Genomic DNA, 20985 nt, shown 5'->3' with positions numbered 1-20985 from the left:
ATTTACTAATTATATAATGACGCTTAAAACAAACCAAGCTGCTTAGGGGCTAGCCCTTCATATTCTATACCAAGCATCTCAATCATCTGCTTCGCATTATCTGCGGCATCTCCGCCTGAGTTATTATTGAAAAGGACATATATATCCTTACTCTGTTTTTCTAATTTCCTGATTTTCTCCACCCATTCGGTCAATTCCTGATGATTGTATCGGTATAAATAACGAACTTCCCGCCAATTATCCCCCGAAGAAGGTTTTTGCCAACCATGGATATTGCGGCCATGAAGGCGAACTAAGGTTTTATCTGGATGTATAGACTCGAGCACAATAGGAATGGACCCTTCTCCTGCCTGCGGCTCATCACATACAGTATGAATCCAACCTTCCTTTTGGACAAACTCCAGGGTTTGCTGATACATGTTGGGTCTGTACCAGCTTTGATTCCGGAACTCAATAGCTACTGGAGTATCCCCCATCTCTGCTTTGCACCACCGTAAATAGTTTACATTCTCCCGCTTACAATCAAACCATGGTGGAAATTGAAACAGCACCATTGCTAGCTTGCCGGCTTTTTGATAGGCTTCAAGAGAGTCACGGAAAGCTTTAAACATTTCTTTTTTATTTTCAAAAGGAATTTCTCCACGCTGATGCCCTGTTATCCCTTGATAGGCTTTTACAACAAATTGAAAAGGAACCGGTGTCTCGGATACCCACTTTTCACTGTTCCTCTTAGGCTGGACCGCATAAAACGAAGCGTCCACCTCCACAACAGGAAAATGAGCCCCATACTCTTTCAGCTTATCACGTTGGGACACCCCGTCACGATACAAACTATCATGATCCCCCCAACCAGTCACCCCAACATAAATCATCTGCACCACTCCTTTTAGGGGTCAGACCCCATTTCCCGAATTATTTCCCAAAAGAAAAAGCCTGCCGGATCTACCTGGCAGGCTTTTTATATGAATCGGTTATTCTAAAATGCACTACAGGCAAGTTAGTCGGTTATTATCCGATTGAGCCTTCCATTTCGAACTTGATCAGACGGTTCATTTCAACCGCATATTCCATTGGAAGTTCTTTTGTAAATGGTTCGATGAAGCCCATAACGATCATTTCTGTTGCTTCTTGCTCGGAGATTCCGCGGCTCATCAGGTAGAACAATTGCTCTTCTGATACTTTGGATACCTTCGCTTCATGTTCAAGAGAAATGTTGTCATTCAGGATTTCATTGTAAGGGATTGTATCAGATGTAGACTGATTATCCATGATTAATGTATCACACTCAATGTTAGAACGAGCTCCATCCGCTTTACGTCCAAAGTGAACGATACCACGGTATGTTACTTTTCCGCCTTGTTTTGAAATTGATTTTGATACAATAGTTGAAGATGTATTTGGCGCAAGATGAATCATTTTTGCTCCAGCATCTTGGTGTTGACCTTTTCCAGCAATAGCAATAGATAATGTCATACCACGAGCACCTTCACCTTTTAAGATGACAGCAGGATATTTCATTGTCAATTTAGAACCGATGTTTCCATCAATCCATTCCATTGTTGCATTTGCATCACAAACCGCACGTTTCGTAACCAGGTTAAACACGTTGTTTGCCCAGTTTTGAATCGTTGTGTAACGGCAGTAAGCATCTTTTTTAATGACGATTTCAACAACCGCACTATGAAGAGAGTTAGTTGTATAAACAGGTGCTGTACAACCTTCTACATAGTGAACAGATGCTCCTTCATCCACAATGATTAGCGTACGTTCGAATTGACCCATGTTTTCAGAGTTGATTCGGAAATAAGCTTGAAGCGGAGTATCTACTTTAACACCTTTTGGTACATAGATGAAAGATCCGCCTGACCATACAGCTGAATTCAATGCCGAAAACTTATTATCAGTAGGCGGGATTGTTTTACCGAAATGCTCACGGAAGATATCTTCATTTTCACGAAGTGCAGAGTCCGTATCTTTAAACACGATACCCAAATCTTCTAATTCTACTTTCATGCTGTGGTAAACTACTTCGGATTCATATTGAGCAGAAACACCTGCTAAATATTTTTGTTCTGCCTCAGGAATTCCTAATTTATCAAAAGTTTGTTTGATTTCATCAGGGACTTCATCCCAAGATTTCTCTGATTTCTCTGATGGTTTAACATAGTATGTGATTTCATCAAAGTTCAAGCTTTGCATGTCGCCGCCCCATTGAGGCATTGGCATATTGTAAAAATGCTCCAATGATTTCAAACGGAAATCAAGCATCCATTGCGGTTCATTCTTCATTCGAGAAATTTCTTCCACGATTTCTTTTGTCAGACCACGCTTTGAACGGAAGATGGAAACATCTTTATCCGCAAAGCCATATTTATAATCGCCGATTTCAGGCATTTTCTTAGCCATAGCTCGTATTCCTCCATTTCAAATGGCTGAATCTACAACAGCTCATTTAAATTTATTTATTCCTTTAATCCCTTTTCCATGGCTTTCCAAGCTAGAGTTGCACACTTGATACGGGCAGGAAATTTAGAAACTCCTTGAAGGGCTTCAATATCCCCAAGGTCGATCTCATCATCATACTCTTTTCCCTGTATCATTAAGGAAAATGTCTGGGACATTGCTAGAGCGGTATCAACGTCTTTGCCCTTAATGGCTTGAGTCATCATAGAAGCTGAACTCATGGAAATGGAACAACCATCACCATCGAACTTAACATCGCTGACTTTGCCATCTTCAATCTTCATCGTTAAACGAATCCGATCGCCGCAAGTTGGATTATTCATATCGATTGTCATGCTACCATCTTCTAGCATACCCTTATTACGTGGTTTCTTATAATGATCCATAATGACTTGACGGTAAAGTGTATCTAAGTTATCAAAAGACATTACTGAAATACTCCTTCGTTTTAACAAGCCCGGACACAAGCTTATCAATATCTTCTTCCGTGTTGTAGAGATAGAAACTTGCTCTTGCTGTCGATGATACGTCAAGCCATTTCATTAATGGCTGTGCGCAGTGATGACCGGCACGGACAGCAATTCCATCTGCATCAAGAACGGTAGCGACGTCATGTGGATGAACGTCATTAATATTAAAGGTTATTACACCTGCACGCTTTTCTGCATCTTTAGGACCGTAAATAGTCAGTCCTTCAACTGCAGACATTTTCTCCATTGCATAAGCTGCAAGTTTATGTTCATGCCGTTCAATATTATCCAAGCCGATTTCTTCTAAGAAATCAATTGCAGCCCCAAGGCCAACGGCGCCGGCAATGATTGGGGTACCACCTTCGAATTTCCACGGGAGTTCTTTCCATGTAGACTCATACAAACCTACAAAATCAATCATCTCTCCACCAAATTCAATCGGCTCCATTTTTTCAAGAAGTTCTTTTTTACCATATAAAACGCCGATACCTGTTGGACCGACCATTTTATGACCTGAGAAGGCAAAGAAATCACAATCCAAATCACGAACATCCACTTTTAGATGCGGAGTGCTTTGTGCCCCATCCACAACCATGACAGCATGGTGTTCATGGGCAATTTTTGCGATTTCCTTCACAGGGTTGATAACACCAAGCACATTGGAAACCTGCATAATGGAAACGATTTTCGTTGCATCTGTAATTGTAGCCCTCACATCATCAAGGGAAATCGTTCCATCCTCTTGAAGCGGAATATATTTCAGTACAGCACCTTTTTCTTTAGCCAACTGCTGCCACGGAATAATATTACTGTGATGCTCCATGTAAGAGATAACAATTTCGTCGCCCTCTTTTACATTTGCTCCACCGTAACTTCTTGCTACAGTATTTAAAGAAGTTGTTGTTCCTCTTGTAAAAATGATTTCTTCTGTAGAAGAAGCATTAATGAATTTACGCACCTTTTCACGTGCACCTTCATACGCATCCGTAGCTTTTGTTCCAAGTGTATGCACCCCGCGGTGAACATTCGAGTTGTATCCGCGGTAATATTGCTCAATCGCTTCAATCACTGCAGCCGGTTTTTGAGAGGTTGCAGCACTATCTAAATAAACTAATGGCTGACCATTGACTTCTTGATCTAATATCGGAAAAAGCTTACGAATTTCGTATGGGTTCATTACTGTACTTTCCTTTCAATGACCGCTACTAATTGTTTTTTAACTCCTTCAATTGGAAGCTGGTTAACAACAGGGGCCAAGAATCCGTGAATGACAAGTCTTTCTGCTTCTTTTTTAGTAATACCACGACTCATTAAATAATAAAGTTGAAGCGGGTCAACACGTCCGACAGAAGCTGCATGCCCAGCCGTTACATCATCTTCATCAATTAAAAGGATTGGATTGGCGTCTCCGCGTGCTTTTTCACTTAACATCAGTACGCGTGACTCTTGTTCAGCATTGGCCTTTGTAGCACCATACTCAATTTTCCCAATTCCATTAAAAATGGAGGATGCGCCGTCTTTCATAACACCGTGCTTAAGGATATAGCCCTCAGAGCGTTTGCCATAATGAATAATGGCTGTCGTAAAGTTTTGTTTTTGTTCCCCGCGGCCGACTACAACGGTTTTAGTATCACCGTGAGAGCCATCGCCCATTAGATATGTTGTGTTATCTGAAATCGTATTTCCATCGTTCATTAGGCCAAGTGCCCACTCAATACGAGCGTCACGTGCTGCAACTCCACGGCGGTTAACATATGTCGTAAAACCTTTCGAAAGGGTATCAACAGCTCCATATTCCACTTTGGCATTCGCATTTGCAAATACTTCAGTTACGATATTAGCAATACCTTCGTTAGACTCAAGGCTTGAGAAGTAGTTCTCTACATATGTTACAGAGCTATTATCTTCTGCCACGATTAAAACGTGGTTGAAAAGTGTAGTTTCAGGGTTATCCAACAAAAATACTGCTTGAATTGGATCTTTGATCTCTACATTTTTTGGAACATAAAGGAATGCACCACCGTTAACTAATGCAGCATGTAATGCTGTTAAACGGTGCTCATCTATTTTAACTCCGTCCTTCATGAAATATTTTTGTACGAGCTCAGCATGGTCACGAGCCGCTGTAAAAATATCCGTGAAAATAACGCCTTGTTCTTTTATTTTTGCTGACAAATTAATATGTGCCGGCGTATTATTGCGTTGAATGTATAAGTTTTCATTTCCTTCAATGATGGATTTAATTTCTTCCGGAAGCTCATCTAAAGAGGCAAAAGTTTCACTTTCAACTGTATGAGTCTTGAAAGAAGTAAAATTCCATTTATCGATTTTTGTTTTATCCGGCTTTGGCATTGGGAGCTTTTCTAATTCAGAAAACGCTTGAATTCGAAGCTCAGATAGCCAAGCTGGCTCATTATTTTTAGTTGAATAAGAGCTTATGTCCTCTTGTTCAAACGGTAATTTCGTTTCTGTAGTCATTGCAAATCCTCCTACTTACGCTTCTTCGCCAACAGTTTCGTCTTCAATGCCCAATTCTTGTTTGATCCAATCATAACCTTCTGCTTCTAAACGTGCAGCTAGTTCAGGCCCGCCTGATTTTACAACACGGCCTTGCATCATTACATGTACGTAATCAGGAGTGATGTAATTTAATAGACGTTGGTAGTGAGTGATGATTAAACATCCAAAGTCTTCTCCGCGCATTTCGTTGATTCCTTTTGAAACGACTTTAAGAGCATCGATATCTAGCCCAGAGTCAATTTCATCTAAAATAGCGATTTTTGGCTGAATCATCATTAATTGAAGAATCTCGTTACGTTTTTTCTCTCCGCCTGAGAATCCTTCATTTAAATAACGTTGCGCCATATCTTCATCCATTTCAAGGAATGCCATTTTTTCGTCCATTTTACGGATGAATTTCATCAATGAAATTTCATCGCCTTCTTCACGACGTGCATTGATAGAAGAACGTAAGAAGTCAGCATTTGTAACACCACTGATTTCGCTTGGATATTGCATAGCAAGGAAAAGACCAACACGAGCGCGCTCGTCAACTTCCATTTCCAATACGTCTTCACCATCGAATGTGATGCTGCCGCTTGTTACTTCATATTTAGGGTGACCCATAATTGCTGAAGATAAAGTGGATTTACCAGTTCCATTTGGTCCCATGATTGCATGGATTTCTCCGCCTTTTACTTCAAGGTTAACCCCTTTTAAAATCTCTTTACCCTCAATTGATACGTGAAGATCTTTAACCGTTAATGTAGAAGCTGACATAATAATACCTCCGTGAACTAATTCCTATTTTATTACCAGAAAGTAAAAACTACTTTCTTTACTATTTATTTTTCATAAAAGCATTCTCACTTTATTCTCATTCCAATTTTATAACAAATCCAATTTGGAATCAACTAATATAGATAGGGGTTTCCACTTCTTTCATGATGAAAACCTGTCCTATTGTTACAAACCCTACTGTTATAGGCTATTTACAGCAAATAGAGCCTTATTTTAGCTTTTCTTATTTAAAACTTATTATTCAACAAACCTTCGTTCTTATTAATATATGTCTAAAAAATCTTAATTGGAAGGTACATATTACCTTTGTTAAAGAAAAAAAGGTCTGCTAGGTGCTATGTAAGTTAATCTAATAAGGAAACCCTTATTTTCTAGACCACTTATCATTTTACCTCTACAGACCGATCTTTTAAAGACTCTTTTATATGCTTAACCGTGAATTTTACGTTGTAGGTCAATGACCATTTTGTTGCACTTTTCATGTTCCTTATCTCGTTCTTTCTCAACCTCGATACGGAGGTCTAAATTTCTGCTGTACTCATTATAGCCAATCCCATGTGATAACTGCATCGCTTTTTCCATTTCGCTTGTTACATTTAAATCTAAAGTATTGATAGTGAACCATCCTTTCAAATTTGTGAATTACTTTATTACTCTATTAATTCTATACCCTGTGTTTTCATCTTTAAACAAAAAACGACCTGAAGATTTCCAGGTCGTTCTTTACCATAAATTATTTAGTTGGTACGACTGCACCTTTGTATTCCTTTAGAATAAAATCTTGAATTTCTTTAGAATGTAATACTTCTACTAGCGTTTTGATTTCTTCTTTATTTTCATCACCTTTGTTAACAGCAATAACGTTCACATATGGTGATTCAGAGTCTTCAATAGCAATTGAATCTTTAAGCGGATTCAATCCAGCGTCAATCGCATAGTTAGAGTTGATTAGAACGGCATCCCCTTCGCCACTCTCATAAATTTTCGGAAGTAAAGCTGCTTCATAATTAGCATCAAATTTAAGTTTTTTCTTATTTTCAACAATGTCTTTTGTTGTAGCTGTCGTTTTATCGATGCCTTCTTTTAATGTAATCAGGCCATTTTTTTCTAATAGAGATAACGCACGTCCGTGGTCAGCAACAGAGCTGCTCATAATAATTGTTGCGCCTTCCGGAAGTTTATCAATGCTTTTATATTTTTTTGAATATAGAGCAATCGGCTCGATATGAATTCCACCAGCATTAACGAAGTCATATCCATTTTCTTTAATTTGCCCCTCTAAATATGGAATGTGTTGAAAGTAGTTAGCATCCAATTCTTTATCGTTTAAAGCCTTATTCGGTAAAACATAATCTTGGAACCGTTTAATTTCCAACTCAATTCCTTTTTCTTCAAGAAGAGGTTTAGCTTTTTCAAGAATCTCAGCATGCGGAACATTGGATGCACCTACAACTAATTTTTTCGTTTCCTTTTCTGTATCGCTGCCGCTGTTGTCCTTATCGGTTCCACAAGCAGCAAGAGCAATCGATAAAACAAGTACTAATGCAAATCCTAAAAACTTTTTCATCCTATTCATCTCCCTTTATCTTTTGTCTAATTTAGATGTAATCACATCTCCAATAATTTGAATAATGAAGACGATAATTAGTATAACAATCGTCGCTACAAGTGTAACGTCATTGTGAGTCCTTTGATAGCCGTCTAGATAGGCCAGATTACCAAGCCCGCCTGCACCGATAACCCCTGCCATTGCGGTATACCCAACCAATGCAATCGATGTTACCGTAATCCCTGAAATTAATGCTGGCATCGATTCTGGAAGAAGTACCTTCCAAATGATCGTGCTCGTTTTCGCTCCCATTGATTTAGCCGCTTCAATTACACCTTTATCGATTTCACGGAGGCCGATTTCAACCATACGTGCATAAAATGGTGCCGCCCCGATAATAAGGGCTGGTAAAGCAGCATCCTCACCGATCATAGAACCGACAAGCAATTTTGTGAAAGGTATGAGCAACACAATTAAAATAAGGAATGGAATGGAACGGAAAATATTAACGATAGCACTCATGGTCGTGTTAATTACCCGATTTTCCCACAAGTTACCTTTCCCTGTTAAAAACAGGACTAGCCCTAATAGTATGCCTATAAAAAAGGTTGCTAGTACTGAGATACTAGTCATATAAAGTGTTTCTTTTGTTGCTTCAATAATGTCTTCCCAATATACATTCGGTAATAATTCTTCAAGCATGAGTAATCACCTCCACGCCTACATGCTGTGCTTTAATGAATTCGATTGCGCGGAGCATTTCATCCTCATTGCCATCAAGGTGGATAAATAACGTTCCATATGAACCACTTCTAGTTTGAGATATTTTTCCTTGAACGATATTGACATCCAACTCAAAGTTACGTACCAGCCTAGTAATTAACGGACTCTCTGCATGATCTCCTACGAACGTCAATTGAATTACTTTTCCTGCTGGATAGCGTTCCAGCAAGTGTTCCATTGTTTCTTTTGTTTCTTCAGGCTCTGTTACCTGTTGAACGAAACGCTTCGTCATTTGTTCTTTCGGATTCTTGAAGACTTCCAGGACAGGTCCTTGTTCAACTACTTGACCACTTTCCATTACTGCAACGCGGTGACAAATTTTACGGATGACGTGCATTTCATGTGTAATCAAAACAATCGTTAGACCAAGACGCTTATTGATGTCCACAAGCAATTCAAGTATTGAATCGGTTGTCTGCGGGTCTAAAGCAGACGTCGCTTCATCGCACAGTAGCACCTTAGGATTGTTAGCAAGAGCCCTAGCAATCCCGACCCTTTGTTTTTGCCCTCCGCTTAATTGCGAAGGATATGCCTTTTCTCTTCCTTCAAGCCCAACTAACTTAATTAATTCATTCACACGCTTGATACGCTCATTTTTCGAAACCCCTGCAATTTCTAGAGGAAACGATATATTCTCCTGAACGGTTCTAGACCATAATAAATTAAAATGTTGAAAGATCATGCTGATTTCTTGTCGAGCTTTACGTAGCTTAGCACCTTTGATTTTGGAAATTTCTTTATCAGCCACCACAACGGATCCTTCTGTTGGTGTTTCCAATCCATTAAGCATCCTGATCAAAGTACTTTTCCCTGCTCCGCTGTAGCCAATAATACCGAAAATCTCGCCTTTATTTATTTCAACATTAACATTATTTACAGCCTTAATCGTGTCACTGCTTCCTTTTCCTGTTCGGAATAGCTTACTAACTTTTGTCAATGTAATCATTAATACTCACCTCTTTTATCCAATAAAACCTATGAACTTAGTTGATTTATCTTCATTATCAGCCTGTAAATATGATTTAAAACCGTTTTTCAATATTGCTATACATGTAAAGGTTTTCCCAAACTAAATAGAAAAAACCTTTCTGCATGAGCAGAAAGGCAGGTGAAAAAGCAGGCCTTTCTCTCATCTTCCAAAGCGATTAAACTTTGTGTGAATTGGCACCTTTCCAAGGAAATTTCCTTGTCGGTTGCCGGGTTTCATCGGGCACATCCCTCCACCTCTCTTGATAAGAGCTAATATATAGAATATTTGTACATCATTAAGTTCTTTAGTATGGAGAAATTTTATCATAGATAAAAAAGGAGCGCAATGTATAATATTTCTAGGAAAGAATGAACAGGTCTTTTTTATTAAACAGTTTTAGAAGTTAAGGAGACAATATTCGTCGCTTTTTCAATTGCCTGCTCTAAATCTTCTATTAAATCCTCTACGTTTTCAATACCAATCGATATGCGCACTTGATCAGCACTTACACCCGCTTTTGCTAAACCTACATCATTCAATTGTTGATGGGTCGTACTAGCAGGGTGGATAATTAAACTTTTAGCATCCCCTACGTTGGCTACATGCGACCATAACTCTACCGAATTGATAAGTTTTGCTCCAGCTTCGCGTCCACCTTGAATTCCAAAAGTCACAACAGATCCTGCTCCCTTAGGCAAATATTTATCCGCCAGCGCTTTATCAGGGTGACTTCCATTACTAGGGTGCGAAACCCAGTTCACAGCAGGATGATTTTCCAAATATTGAATAACAGACTTAGTATTCGAAAGATGCTCTTTCATTCTCACATGCAACGTTTCTAGCCCCAGCGTAAACTGGAACGCGCTTTGAGCACTTAACGTCGGCCCTAAATCACGAAGTAATTGCACACGAGCTTTTGTGATAAAGGCAGCAGGGCCGACTGCTTCAGAGTATACAATCCCATCGTAGCTTGGATCCGGTTCCGTAAAGCCAGGGTAGTTTGGTGAGTTCCAGTCGAATTTGCCCCCATCCACGATGATGCCTCCTAAGGTGGTTCCATTTCCCAAGAGCCATTTTGTAGCAGAGTGGATGACAATATCCGCTCCAAAATCAATTGGCCGGCAAAGGTATGGGGTAGCAAAGGTATTATCGATAATGAGTGGTATGCCCGCATTGTGAGCAATGTCCGCTACAGCCTCAATATCAAGAATCCTTAGACTTGGATTTCCAATTGTTTCCGCAAATATAGCCTTCGTTCTAGGCGTGATGGCTTTTTTGAAATTTTCAGGGTCATCAGGAGAGACGAACTTCACTTTTATCCCATATTTAGGAAGAGTATTTTCAAAAAGATTATACGTACCGCCATATAATGTAGAAGCGGACACTATTTCATCTCCTGCACCAGCAATATTTAGGATTGACAGTGTAATGGCAGCCATCCCACTTGCGGTTGCCAGTCCGCCGATACCACCTTCCAACAAGGCCATTCTTTCTTCGAAAACACTGACCGTAGGATTATGAAGTCGTGTATAAATATAGCCATTTTCCTTTAAGCCAAATAAATTTGCTGCATGGTCAGTATCTTTGAACAAGTATGCATTGCTTTGATAAATAGGCACTGCACGTGCACCCGTTTCATCTACTTGCAGACCCCCGTGAACACTCAATGTTTCGAAACGCAACTTTTTCTCTGCCATAAGATTTCTCCCCTTTTTCTATGGATTTAGTTGGATTTAAGAATCAGGCCTTCCTCTTTTAACAAGCAAAAAAACCACTTCATAAGAAGAGGCTTATATACTCTCCTCATCTTCCAGAGCCAATACTCTGTTGGAATTAGCACCGTATATAAATTTATACCGGTTGCCGGGCTTCGTCGGGCCAATCCCTCCGCCACTCTTGATAAGAACTATTAAATTTAGCAGTTACTTTCTTAATTCAAAATATAGCACTTTAGAATTATCCAGTCAATCAATTATTTGAATATTCTTATTTCAATTCCCCATCAACTATATCGTTTATTCACTACTTTTCTACAGCTAAAAAGCCAACCCATATTGGATTGGCTTTTTAGCTTATTTCCTTAAGCACTCCGTACAAATAAGGAACAGACTGAAAGGCATAAATTTTTTTCCGCAGCTGCCCTTCTTTAAATAGTAATAAACAAGGTACACTCTCAATTTCATATGATTCGGCGATTGTTTGGACATAGTTCATATTCATCTTTCCTGCCTTCAAGTCTGGAAAAAGCTCCAATGATATCGTAAGCATCCTAGAAGCCACCTGACAGGTCCCACACAAAGGTGTATATAAATATAAGCAAAAGGTTTCCCCTTCTTCAACAGCACGCCTACAATCTTCTTCTTTCAATTCTTGCATCAATTAGTCGTTCACCCTTTGACTTAAAAATTTCATTTTCACATTCATATTGGCAGATAGGAGCACTGTAGCGATATGATGTTCGGGGGCACTTTCCACTTCTTTGTACATTTTATTGATATACAAGTGGCTTGCTTCTGGCATTTCCCTTCGGAATTGCTTCCGTAGCTTTTCTCCTGAATCATCTGCGTCAAAAAGGAGATAAACATCACGGTCCATCATTTCATCTACTAACTCATCCAGCTTAGTTAATGAAATGGTCCCATTTGTACATCTTATTTCCACATCTTCATTCAAAACGGAGGCAACTTTTCTTCTATCGGAACTGCCTTCTACAATGATAACTTTATCAAATTCGCCCCACTCCATGTCATCACTCCATCTCACGAATTGTGTGCATGCTGCCTTTTTATAAACTGAAAAAGAGAGCAGGCCTATTTAGACCCTCTCTCCTTCATTTTAACCGTTTATCAGGCTATCATATTCTTCAGCGCTCATCAGGTTTTCAACGTCACTGATATTTGATGGTTCAATCACGATCATCCATGCCTTTTCAAAAGGAGATTCATTTACGAATTCAGGATTGTCATTCAACTCTTCATTTACTTCAACAACTTTACCACTGATAGGAGCATACAGCTCAGATACAGTTTTAACAGATTCAACACTGCCAAATGGCTCGTTCGATTTCAATTCAGCGCCAATCTCTGGAAGCTCAACAAAAACGATGTCCCCAAGTTCGGACTGAGCAAATGCTGTAATTCCGATGCGTACTGTTCCATCTTCTGTTTTGACCCATTCATGTTCCTTTGTGTAACGAAGTTCTTTTGGTGTTGTCATCATTAATTCCCTCCATAGTACATCTTATTTTATCTATTACATTATAAGGTAGATTTTTTTTAAAAGTAAGGAATTAACCAAATATTTCGTATTATTTTAGTTCCAAGTCTGTTCGAATTGTTCTTCTTTGAAACCAACTGTCACTTTTGTGCCGTCCGTAACAATCGGCCTTTTAAGAAGCATACCATCAGTAGACAATATATCTAGCATTTCTGCTTCAGAAGCTTCTTTCAGTTTGTCCTTTAAACCCAGCTCCCGGTATTTTTGCCCACTAGTATTAAAAAACTTCTTCAGCTCTAATCCGCTGGTATTATATAGTTGTTCGATTTCTGTTCGAGAAGGCGGATTTTCTACTATATGAATCGCTTCATATTGCAGTTCATGACTATCCAGCCACTTCTTCGCATTACGGCATGTGCCGCATTTTGGGTACCAATATAATGTTAAGCCCATTGTTTCACCACCTATCAATAGAATACCCGTTTTTTCTGTGCAATACAACGAATTCTCCTTGTCTTTCCATCGTGAAAATTTCACACGTAATAAAGGGAATACCCGATTACGGGAATTCCCTTTAAAGGTTGAACTTTGATTATAGTGCGTATTTTTCAGTTTCGATTACCTTAACAGAAGCTTCGCGTTTTTTCGCAATGACATTGATTGGGTTGTGTCTAGTCAACTTGCGAAGTGAAGAAAGCATAATGCGAAGAGTATCGCCTGTTTCAACGGCAATTAACGTTTCTTTTGCATGCTGTTCTATTTCATTGAACGCTTCTTGAACGAAAATTTCAGTGTACAATACCTTTTGTTTATTCTTTTCTAAACCTGTAGTCGCAATTGCTTTTTCTGTACGTAAAACCACAGATTCAGCAGCGTATGCAAGGGATGCGATATCAGCAATGTTAGATAAGATTTCTTGTTCTTGATCAAGTTTCTTGCCGTATTTCTGTGCTGCAAGACCTGCTGCCAAAATACCGATTTTCTTAGCATTTCTAACCAGCATTTTTTCTTGTGCCAATGGCTCATCGCTAGGCTCTTCAGGCATCATCATCATTAATTCCTCTTGCAGTCCCTGTGCTTTTTGTAGAAGAGGAAGTTCTCCTTTAAGTGCTTTTTTCAGGAATGTTCCCGGAACAAGCAAACGGTTGATTTCATTTGTGCCTTCGAAAATCCGGTTAATACGAGAGTCACGGTACGCTTTTTCAATTTCATATTCCTGCATGAAACCATAACCACCATGAAGCTGTACGCCTTCATCTGTTACGTAATCCAATACTTCAGAAGCGAAGAATTTATTCAAAGAACACTCAATTGCATATTCAGCGATCGCTGCTGCCATTGATTTTCCATCTTTCACTTGCTCATCAGTCAGCTTGCTTTGTCTTTGATCATAAAGACCGACGGTACGGTATACAGAGCTTTCTGCTGCATAAATTTTAGAAGCCATCGTTGCAAGTTTTTCTTTCGTTAGGTTAAAGTCAGAAATTTTCGTTTTGAACTGCTGACGTTGATTTGTATAAGCAGCAGTAATTTCAAGAGCGCGTTTAGATCCGCCGACTGCGCCAACACCCAATTTATATCGGCCAATATTCAAGATATTGAAAGCAATAACATGCCCTTTTCCAGCTACGCCAAGAAGGTTTTCAACTGGAACATGTACGTCTTCCAGGATTAAAGTACGTGTAGATGAGCTTTTTATACCCATTTTCTTTTCTTCAGCGCCCGTAGATACACCTTGATATTCACGCTCTACAATAAAGGCAGAGAATTGTTCGCCGTCGATTTTAGCATATACACAGAACACATCCGCAAAACCTGCATTGGTAATCCATTGTTTTTCACCGTTTAAAACGTAGTGAGTACCTTCTGCATTTAATTTCGCTGTCGTTTTTGCACCCAATGCATCAGATCCTGAGCTAGGTTCAGTTAAAGCATAAGCAGCAATTTTTTCGCCCGTTGCTAGCAATGGAAGGTATTTTTTCTTTTGTTCTTCATTTCCAAATAGTACGATTGGCAAAGATCCAATCCCTACGTGTGCACCGTGAGTGATTCCGAACCCACCTGCAAGCGCCATTTTTTCTGTAATTATTGCCGAGCTAATTTTATCAAGACCAAGCCCGTTATATTCTTCAGGAACGTCAGCACCAAGTAAACCGATATCCCCTGCATGCTTCAGTAATTTTACAGAACGGTCGAATTCATGATTCTCTAAATGCTCAACTTGCGGAAGAACTTCATTCACTACGAAATCTTCAGAAGTTTTGGCAATCATTTTATGCTCATCAGAATAATCTTCTGGTGTAAACACTTGATTATACGTAATATCTTCTACTAAAAAGGCGCCGCCTTTTATGAGGTTATCTGTTGTTTGTTTGGACATGTTATTTCCTCCTAAATGATTAATGATGATTAATTATCTTAAGCCCGCCGGAATTGTTGATAAACTTTCGATCGAGATGAAATTACGCTAATAATTCAAATACTCCAGCAGCACCCATACCGCCACCGATACACATTGTAACGACTCCGAATTGTTGGTTTCTGCGCTTCATTTCATGAAGTAGGCTTAATGTTAATTTAGTACCGGAACATCCTAGTGGATGGCCTAGGGCAATAGCTCCACCATTGACATTGACAATCTCTTCATTCAATCCCAGCTCACGAATGATTTGAATGGATTGAGAAGCAAAGGCTTCATTCAATTCAAATAAACCAATATCAGAAAGCTCAAGACCTGCTAGTTTCAAAGCTTTTGGAATCGCAGCGATCGGACCAATTCCCATAATTTCCGGTGGTACCCCTGCTACGGCAAAGGAACGGAACTTACCAAGTGGCTTCATCCCTATTGAAGAAGCTTTTTCTCCATCCATGACCATAACTGCAGCAGCTCCATCACTCGTTTGTGATGAATTTCCTGCTGTAACGGATCCTGTCACAGAGAATGCTGGTCTTAATTTCTTAAGCACTTCAAATGTTGTGCCTTCACGAACGCCTTCATCTTGTGCAAACTGGAATGACTTTTCCTGTAATTTAAGATCCGGACCTACTGAGCGAATGGTTACATCAACCGGAACGATTTCATCTGAAAACTTTCCTTCAGCAATGGCCTTAGCAGCCCTTTGATGACTGCGCACAGCAAATGCATCCTGTTCTTCACGCGAAATACCGTATTTTTTTGCAACGGCTTCAGCTGTGTGACCCATCCCCATATAGTATTCTGGTGCTGTTTCCGCAAGTTGTGCGTTCGGACGGGTTACATGTCCCATCATTGGCAAAAGACTCATGGACTCTGCTCCACCTGCAATGACCGTATCACTTTGGCCGAGCATGATTCTTTCCGCTCCATAAGCAATACTTTGTAATCCGCTTGAACAGTAACGATTAATTGTTATAGCTGGTACTGTGTAAGACAATCCTGCTAACGCACCAATATTTCTCGCCATATTCAGCCCTTGCTCCGCCTCAGGCATTGCGCAACCGATAATTAAATCATCAATAGAACCTTCATAATTTCCAGCACGCTTTAACGTTTCTTTTACAACAAGAGCCCCTAAATCATCTGGTCGAACGTTAGCAAGAGAACCCTTTTTTGCTCTTCCTACCGGAGTCCTTGCTCCAGCTACTATTACCGCTTCTTTCATGAGGATCCCCCTTACTTCATTTTTAAGCTATCAATCTATTAACCTTCATTTGCAATCTAACCGTATTTTCACTTATCCATTAGTTTCGAAGTGGTTTCCCTTTTACAAGCATATGCTGCATTCTTTGCTGAGATTTCGGAGTAGAAATTAGTTTTAGGAAAGCTTGTTTCTCTAGGTTCAAGATATACTGCTCATCTACTTCTGTACCGTATGGAAGTTTTCCTCCGGCCAGGACGTATGCAAGCTCTTTAGCTATAACAAGGTCATGTTCAGATAGGAAGCCGGAAAGGCGCATGGATTCTGCCCCTAAAAGAAGTGTGGCATAACCTGTTTCACCGACCACAGGAATTTTTGTACGAACTGGAGCTGTATACCCTTGGTTATACATGGAGATGACTGCCTGCTTCGCATCATATAATTGATGATCTGCGTTCACACTTATTCCATCAGAAGAATTAAGGAAGTTATTCCCGCGTGCTTCTTCAGCAGAAGTCGAAACTTTTGCCATCGCGACTGTTTCAAATACTTGATTAGCCACTTTCTGCAAATCAAAGGCGACGCCCTTTGGCATATTCTTCAGCGTTTTTACATAAAGTTCTTTTGTTCCGCCACCGCCTGGAATCAATCCAACACCAGCTTCTACAAGACCCATATATGTTTCTGTCGTTGCTTGGATACGTGCAGCAGGAAGAGATACTTCCGCACCGCCGCCAAGTGTCATATTAAATGGCGCTACAACAACAGGTACAGCACTGTACTTAATCTTAAGCATTGCCTTTTGGAATTGGCTGATAACCATATCCAATTCCAAAATATTGTCATCTTGTGCTTCCATCAACATCATGGCAATATTAGCACCTACACAGAAGTTTTTGCCTTGGTTTCCGATCACCAGACCTTTATAATTAGCTTCTGCTTCATCGACTGCGGCATTGATCATTTGCATGATATCAAGACCTATTGCATTATTTGGTGAAGTGAATTCAAGAAGAGCCACTCCATCACCAATATCAATCAGACTTGCACCGCTGTTTTTCTTGATTACGCCTTTTTGCTTCTTGATTGCTTTAAGGTTAATCACCTTAGGGTTTTCAAGAAGTTCTTTATATTCTCCATTATCATAGTAGAAAACTATGCCATTTTCTTCTTTGTAAAAAGAAGTGATACCTTTTTCCAGCATATCCTTCACCCATTGAGGAACAGTAACTCCTTCTTGTTCTAAACGTGCTACTGATTTTTCAACACCAATCGCATCCCACGTTTCGAAAGGTCCCATAGACCAGCCGAAGCCCCATTTCATTGCTTGATCGATTGCCACAATATCATCGGCAATATTCCCAAGCAGTTGTGCAGAATACACAAGAGCTGGATTTAACACATTCCAAAGTAATTCACCAGCACGGTCATCGCTATAAACAAGCGCTTTCATTTTGTTGGCTAGACCCTTGGCCTGTTTAGCCATTTCAATAGAAGGAGTCTTTAATTTTTTACGGGCTTCATATTCAAGAGTTTCAGGATTCAGCTCAAAGATCTCCTTACCCTTTTTCACAAAAAATCCTTGTCCGGACTTGCTTCCAAGCCAGCCGTTTTCAAGCATCCTATTCATGAAACCCGGTATTTGGAAAACTGCTTTTTCTTCCCCTTCCACCTGGTCATATACATTTTTAGCAACATGTGCAAAAGTATCCAATCCAACTACATCAAGCGTCCGGAATGTCGCGCTTGTCGCTCTTCCGATTAATGGACCAGTTACCGAGTCCACTTCACCAACGCTGTATCCGCCTTTTTGCATTTCACGAAGGGTAACTAGCAAACCATAAGTACCGATGCGGTTTGCAATAAAGTTTGGTGTATCCTTTGCTTCGACAACACCTTTGCCCAGTACATCTTCGCCGAATTGTTTCATGTACTCGAGCACTTCTGGAGATGTTTCTTTAGTGGGAATGATTTCTAACAATTTAAGATAGCGCGGCGGATTGAAAAAGTGAGTTCCTAAGAAGTGCTTTTGGAAATCCTCTGAGCGGCCCTCTGCCATAGCTTCAATTGAAATTCCAGATGTATTGGAAGAAATGATGCTTCCAGGTTTACGATGTTGATCAACCTGGGCAAATACACTTTGCTTCACTTCAAGTCTCTCAACGACTACTTCAATAACCCAATCGACGTCTTTTAAACGACTTATATCATCTTCCAGGTTCCCGGCTTCAATTAACGCAAGATTTCCTTTAGCTGAAAGCGGAGCTGGTTTTTGCTTTAAAAGTTTAGTAATCGCAGTTTGGCTGATGCGGTTACGTACTTGTTTATTTTCTAATGTAAGACCTTTTTTCTTTTCATCCTCTGTGAGTTCACGAGGTACAATGTCCAATAATAAAGTCGGAATGCCGATGTTAGCAAGGTGTGCAGCAATCCCTGATCCCATAACTCCTGACCCTAGAACAGCAGCCTTTCGTATTTGTCGAACCAAGTTTATATCCCCCTTACACAATGTATTGAATGAATGCTCATTCATTTTTAATTCAAAAAAATTTTGAATATTTTTTCTTATTACTAATATAGAATATAATTGGAAATTCCGCAATGATAAAACTGGAAAAAAATAAATTTTTTTATCATATTACCTTTGATTAATTCTCCTCCTTTTAGTAGACAATAACGACCAGGAGGTGACTTATACAATGAAGCGTAAAAATAATCCTTCTAATAGAGCTGTGAGTGCCGCAAGCGTTAAAGGCAATGCCGGCCCTGGTCGTGAACGTCAGCAAGGGATAAATAAAGTAAACAGCCAGAACAATCAGTACAAAAAATAAAGTCGTTATTAGAGCAGCCGTCCCTTATCCGGGCCGGCTCTCGATTTAGCTATTTTTTAAATAGTCCCTTTAAAACGAAAGCAATATTGGCCGGCCTCTCTGCAAGGCGGCGCATGAAATATCCGTACCAATCCGTACCATATGGAACATACACTCTTACCTTATATCCATCTTTTACGAGTTCAAGCTGCTTTTCATTACGTATGCCGAATAACATTTGAAATTCAAATTGATCAAGAGAGATCCCTTGCTCTTTGACTAAGCTCTTCGTATAATCAATAATTTTATCGTCATGGGTGGCAACAGCTGTGTAATTTCCATTCAGCAGATGCTTCTTAATGATCTTTTTAAAATTATCATCGACATCAATTTTCTCTGGAAAAGCTATTTCCCGAGGCTCTTTGTAAGCTCCTTTAACAAGTCGTAGATTCGGGTTGTATGCATTCAACTCCTCAATGTCTTTCTCTGTCCGATAAAGATAAGCTTGTATGACCGTCCCCAGTTCATTATATTCAGCCTTTAAGTTTTTGAATACATCCAAAGTTGGCTGACAGCGCGGAAAATCTTCCATATCAAGTGTTACGAACACCCTATGGGTTTTGGCTTCTTCTAATATTCTTCTCATATTATTCATTACGACTTGTTCTGATATATCCATGCCCATCGACGTCAATTTCAAAGATAACTGTGAATCCAGATTTTTTCTGGAAATCATTCGAATGGCCTTTATACACTGATCTGCCATCTCATTTGCTTCTTGTTCATTATCAATGAATTCACCTAAATAATCGATGGTTACAGACAGCCCTTTTCGGTTTAAATCTGCGATAGCTGCAGCTGCCATATCCAACGATTCTCCAGCCACAAAGCGGGATGCCCCAAACCGCAATCCATATTTTTTCGCTGCCTTTGTCATATTTTTATTCTTTGATAGAAAAAGAAATAGATTTCTTAATATTTGTTCCATCTGCATTCCCTCCGTATCTTTTCTTCGGAAAATAGATGTATTTCATAAGAATATTTTACCATTTAATTCAAATTCCAGATATCCAAACATCAAGAATAAAAAAATTGTTAATGGGAAAATTAAAGTCGTTTAGATAACACTTAAGGAGGTAGACTGATGGAACAACAAAATTCATTTAACAGCCAACAACAGTCCACCGGCTTCATGAAACAACCGCCGGAAATGGTTTCTGTAAAAGACAGTTTATACTTATGTGATATGCTTGCATGGAACCTGATTGCGATTAAAAAGGCACATTTTTTTGCGGCTCAATGTAAAGATCCACAAATTATTGATGCGTTAAACCGCTGTGGACTAATGCATCAGCGCCATTACGATACCATTCTGAATCATTTAAATCCAAACCAATATCAGAGTCAACAACAATTCCAGTAAGGAGGGTTCTTGATGCCCAACCAAAACAAAGTCCAAAATCCAGAGTCTCCTGTGGCAAAGACACCACAAATGAATGATCGGGATTTTATTAATGATATGCTTGCAACGGAGAAGTACTTCTGTAACTCTTTATCTGTTGCCCTACATGAAATGAGTAACCATGCGTTATTCCAAGACATTTTCTCAGTTTCGAAAGAAAATCAGGAGATGCAACGTGAGCTTTATAACCTTATGTTCGAAAAAGGCTGGTATAGTTTAGAAAAGGCTCAATCCAATAGCTTAAGCCAAACCTATCAACAGTTTTCGGGCTATAAAAACCAATTCCCATATGGATCAAACATTCAATAAGGACATATATATGAGCTGAGATGCACTATAATTCAG

The 20985-nt window shown here is 39.5% G+C and carries 22 protein-coding genes and 2 riboswitches; of the genes, 3 read left to right on the top strand and 19 right to left on the bottom strand.

Features of this window, described 5'->3' with window-relative positions; all coding sequences use genetic code 11:
- Positions 1-23: 23 nt before the first annotated feature.
- The 18 genes from JFU50_RS12165 to JFU50_RS12080 form a co-directional block, all read right to left on the bottom strand.
- Positions 24-872: a DUF72 domain-containing protein gene (locus JFU50_RS12165; protein ID WP_201222722.1), complete on the bottom strand. Its 849-nt coding sequence runs from the start codon at positions 870-872 to the stop codon at positions 24-26.
- Between the two features lie 136 nt (positions 873-1008).
- A complete protein-coding gene (gene sufB, locus JFU50_RS12160; RefSeq protein ID WP_056524668.1) occupies positions 1009-2406 on the bottom strand; it encodes a Fe-S cluster assembly protein SufB in 1398 nt (465 codons plus the stop codon).
- Positions 2407-2462: 56 nt separating this feature from the next.
- Positions 2463-2891, bottom strand: coding sequence for a Fe-S cluster assembly sulfur transfer protein SufU (sufU, locus tag JFU50_RS12155; protein ID WP_053348689.1), 429 nt, complete (start codon positions 2889-2891; stop codon positions 2463-2465).
- Complete coding sequence (locus JFU50_RS12150; protein WP_098176260.1) at positions 2881-4110, bottom strand: cysteine desulfurase; 1230 nt, start codon at positions 4108-4110, stop codon at positions 2881-2883. The genes sufU and JFU50_RS12150 overlap by 11 nt, the downstream gene beginning before the upstream one ends.
- On the bottom strand, positions 4110-5411 hold the full coding sequence (gene sufD, locus JFU50_RS12145) for a Fe-S cluster assembly protein SufD (protein WP_201222721.1): 1302 nt from the start codon (positions 5409-5411) through the stop codon (positions 4110-4112). The genes JFU50_RS12150 and sufD overlap by 1 nt, the downstream gene beginning before the upstream one ends.
- A gap of 15 nt (positions 5412-5426) precedes the next feature.
- A complete protein-coding gene (gene sufC / locus JFU50_RS12140; protein WP_053348686.1) occupies positions 5427-6212 on the bottom strand; it encodes a Fe-S cluster assembly ATPase SufC in 786 nt (261 codons plus the stop codon).
- A 450-nt stretch (positions 6213-6662) separates the two neighbouring features.
- On the bottom strand, positions 6663-6815 hold the full coding sequence (locus JFU50_RS12135) for a hypothetical protein (protein WP_201222720.1): 153 nt from the start codon (positions 6813-6815) through the stop codon (positions 6663-6665).
- Positions 6816-6966: 151 nt separating this feature from the next.
- On the bottom strand, positions 6967-7800 hold the full coding sequence (locus JFU50_RS12130) for a MetQ/NlpA family ABC transporter substrate-binding protein (RefSeq protein ID WP_201222718.1): 834 nt from the start codon (positions 7798-7800) through the stop codon (positions 6967-6969).
- Between the two features lie 15 nt (positions 7801-7815).
- Positions 7816-8484, bottom strand: a complete 669-nt coding sequence (locus JFU50_RS12125) for a methionine ABC transporter permease (RefSeq protein ID WP_201187225.1) — start codon at positions 8482-8484, stop codon at positions 7816-7818.
- Positions 8477-9511 (bottom strand): methionine ABC transporter ATP-binding protein, encoded by a 1035-nt coding sequence (locus JFU50_RS12120; protein ID WP_201187226.1) that lies wholly within the window; start codon positions 9509-9511, stop codon positions 8477-8479. Before JFU50_RS12120 ends, JFU50_RS12125 begins: the two co-directional genes overlap by 8 nt.
- Positions 9512-9691: 180 nt before the next feature.
- A riboswitch (SAM riboswitch) is annotated at positions 9692-9804 on the bottom strand.
- A 117-nt stretch (positions 9805-9921) separates the two neighbouring features.
- Positions 9922-11232, bottom strand: coding sequence for an O-acetylhomoserine aminocarboxypropyltransferase/cysteine synthase family protein (locus JFU50_RS12115; RefSeq protein ID WP_201222716.1), 1311 nt, complete (start codon positions 11230-11232; stop codon positions 9922-9924).
- Between the two features lie 103 nt (positions 11233-11335).
- A riboswitch (SAM riboswitch) is annotated at positions 11336-11441 on the bottom strand.
- Between the two features lie 161 nt (positions 11442-11602).
- The gene (locus JFU50_RS12110) at positions 11603-11911 is read right to left on the bottom strand and encodes a thioredoxin family protein (RefSeq protein WP_201225068.1); all 309 of its coding nucleotides are present in this window, start codon (positions 11909-11911) and stop codon (positions 11603-11605) included.
- Between the two features lie 3 nt (positions 11912-11914).
- Positions 11915-12280, bottom strand: a complete 366-nt coding sequence (locus JFU50_RS12105; RefSeq protein WP_053348680.1) for a toprim domain-containing protein — start codon at positions 12278-12280, stop codon at positions 11915-11917.
- A gap of 90 nt (positions 12281-12370) precedes the next feature.
- A complete protein-coding gene (gene gcvH, locus JFU50_RS12100) occupies positions 12371-12751 on the bottom strand; it encodes a glycine cleavage system protein GcvH (RefSeq protein ID WP_201187229.1) in 381 nt (126 codons plus the stop codon).
- 96 nt (positions 12752-12847) lie between these two features.
- Positions 12848-13204 (bottom strand): arsenate reductase family protein, encoded by a 357-nt coding sequence (locus JFU50_RS12095; protein WP_201188106.1) that lies wholly within the window; start codon positions 13202-13204, stop codon positions 12848-12850.
- A gap of 139 nt (positions 13205-13343) precedes the next feature.
- Entirely contained in the window at positions 13344-15131 is a 1788-nt protein-coding gene (locus tag JFU50_RS12090; protein ID WP_201187231.1) for an acyl-CoA dehydrogenase family protein, read from the bottom strand.
- Between the two features lie 82 nt (positions 15132-15213).
- Complete coding sequence (locus JFU50_RS12085; RefSeq protein WP_201187233.1) at positions 15214-16392, bottom strand: acetyl-CoA C-acetyltransferase; 1179 nt, start codon at positions 16390-16392, stop codon at positions 15214-15216.
- Positions 16393-16471: 79 nt separating this feature from the next.
- The gene (locus JFU50_RS12080; RefSeq protein ID WP_446728138.1) at positions 16472-18901 is read right to left on the bottom strand and encodes a 3-hydroxyacyl-CoA dehydrogenase NAD-binding domain-containing protein; all 2430 of its coding nucleotides are present in this window, start codon (positions 18899-18901) and stop codon (positions 16472-16474) included.
- Positions 18902-19067: 166 nt separating this feature from the next.
- On the opposite strand from JFU50_RS12080, the gene JFU50_RS12075 reads away from it, so the two are divergent.
- Positions 19068-19199, top strand: a complete 132-nt coding sequence (locus JFU50_RS12075) for a YuzL family protein (protein ID WP_082612715.1) — start codon at positions 19068-19070, stop codon at positions 19197-19199.
- Positions 19200-19248: 49 nt separating this feature from the next.
- Here JFU50_RS12075 and JFU50_RS12070 read toward each other — a convergent pair whose 3' ends face one another.
- Positions 19249-20166, bottom strand: a complete 918-nt coding sequence (locus tag JFU50_RS12070) for a proline dehydrogenase family protein (protein WP_201222713.1) — start codon at positions 20164-20166, stop codon at positions 19249-19251.
- 156 nt (positions 20167-20322) lie between these two features.
- Between JFU50_RS12070 and JFU50_RS12065 the strand changes: the two genes are divergently transcribed.
- Positions 20323-20601 (top strand): hypothetical protein, encoded by a 279-nt coding sequence (locus JFU50_RS12065; RefSeq protein WP_201222712.1) that lies wholly within the window; start codon positions 20323-20325, stop codon positions 20599-20601.
- 12 nt (positions 20602-20613) lie between these two features.
- Positions 20614-20949 carry a spore coat protein gene (locus JFU50_RS12060; RefSeq protein ID WP_201187239.1) on the top strand — a complete coding sequence of 112 codons (336 nt, stop codon included), beginning with the start codon at positions 20614-20616 and terminating at the stop codon, positions 20947-20949.
- Positions 20950-20985 lie beyond the last annotated feature (36 nt).

It is taken from the genome of Peribacillus sp. TH14 (assembly GCF_016651145.1).
GTDB lineage: Bacteria > Bacillota > Bacilli > Bacillales > DSM-1321 > Peribacillus > Peribacillus butanolivorans.
Note: the sequence above shows the minus strand (reverse complement) of the source record. Positions and strands in the feature narration are given on the sequence as shown.

Bases quoted from the DNA above. Each gene is read 5' to 3' on its own strand.
- JFU50_RS12075 (WP_082612715.1), top strand. From the start codon at position 19,068: ATGAAGCGTAAAAATAATCCTTCTAATAGAGCTGTGAGTGCCGCAAGC.
- JFU50_RS12165 (WP_201222722.1), bottom strand. From the start codon at position 872: ATGATTTATGTTGGGGTGACTGGTTGGGGGGATCATGATAGTTTGTAT.
- JFU50_RS12105 (WP_053348680.1), bottom strand. From the start codon at position 12,280: ATGGAGTGGGGCGAATTTGATAAAGTTATCATTGTAGAAGGCAGTTCC.
- JFU50_RS12065 (WP_201222712.1), top strand. From the start codon at position 20,323: ATGGAACAACAAAATTCATTTAACAGCCAACAACAGTCCACCGGCTTC.
- JFU50_RS12135 (WP_201222720.1), bottom strand. From the start codon at position 6,815: ATGGAAAAAGCGATGCAGTTATCACATGGGATTGGCTATAATGAGTAC.
- JFU50_RS12070 (WP_201222713.1), bottom strand. From the start codon at position 20,166: ATGGAACAAATATTAAGAAATCTATTTCTTTTTCTATCAAAGAATAAA.
- sufU (WP_053348689.1), bottom strand. From the start codon at position 2,891: ATGTCTTTTGATAACTTAGATACACTTTACCGTCAAGTCATTATGGAT.
- JFU50_RS12080 (WP_446728138.1), bottom strand. From the start codon at position 18,901: ATGAATGAGCATTCATTCAATACATTGTGTAAGGGGGATATAAACTTG.
- sufB (WP_056524668.1), bottom strand. From the start codon at position 2,406: ATGGCTAAGAAAATGCCTGAAATCGGCGATTATAAATATGGCTTTGCG.
- JFU50_RS12095 (WP_201188106.1), bottom strand. From the start codon at position 13,204: ATGGGCTTAACATTATATTGGTACCCAAAATGCGGCACATGCCGTAAT.
- JFU50_RS12150 (WP_098176260.1), bottom strand. From the start codon at position 4,110: ATGAACCCATACGAAATTCGTAAGCTTTTTCCGATATTAGATCAAGAA.
- JFU50_RS12085 (WP_201187233.1), bottom strand. From the start codon at position 16,392: ATGAAAGAAGCGGTAATAGTAGCTGGAGCAAGGACTCCGGTAGGAAGA.
- JFU50_RS12125 (WP_201187225.1), bottom strand. From the start codon at position 8,484: ATGCTTGAAGAATTATTACCGAATGTATATTGGGAAGACATTATTGAA.
- sufC (WP_053348686.1), bottom strand. From the start codon at position 6,212: ATGTCAGCTTCTACATTAACGGTTAAAGATCTTCACGTATCAATTGAG.
- JFU50_RS12110 (WP_201225068.1), bottom strand. From the start codon at position 11,911: ATGCAAGAATTGAAAGAAGAAGATTGTAGGCGTGCTGTTGAAGAAGGG.
- sufD (WP_201222721.1), bottom strand. From the start codon at position 5,411: ATGACTACAGAAACGAAATTACCGTTTGAACAAGAGGACATAAGCTCT.
- JFU50_RS12130 (WP_201222718.1), bottom strand. From the start codon at position 7,800: ATGAAAAAGTTTTTAGGATTTGCATTAGTACTTGTTTTATCGATTGCT.
- JFU50_RS12115 (WP_201222716.1), bottom strand. From the start codon at position 11,232: ATGGCAGAGAAAAAGTTGCGTTTCGAAACATTGAGTGTTCACGGGGGT.
- JFU50_RS12090 (WP_201187231.1), bottom strand. From the start codon at position 15,131: ATGTCCAAACAAACAACAGATAACCTCATAAAAGGCGGCGCCTTTTTA.
- gcvH (WP_201187229.1), bottom strand. From the start codon at position 12,751: ATGACAACACCAAAAGAACTTCGTTACACAAAGGAACATGAATGGGTC.
- JFU50_RS12060 (WP_201187239.1), top strand. From the start codon at position 20,614: ATGCCCAACCAAAACAAAGTCCAAAATCCAGAGTCTCCTGTGGCAAAG.
- JFU50_RS12120 (WP_201187226.1), bottom strand. From the start codon at position 9,511: ATGATTACATTGACAAAAGTTAGTAAGCTATTCCGAACAGGAAAAGGA.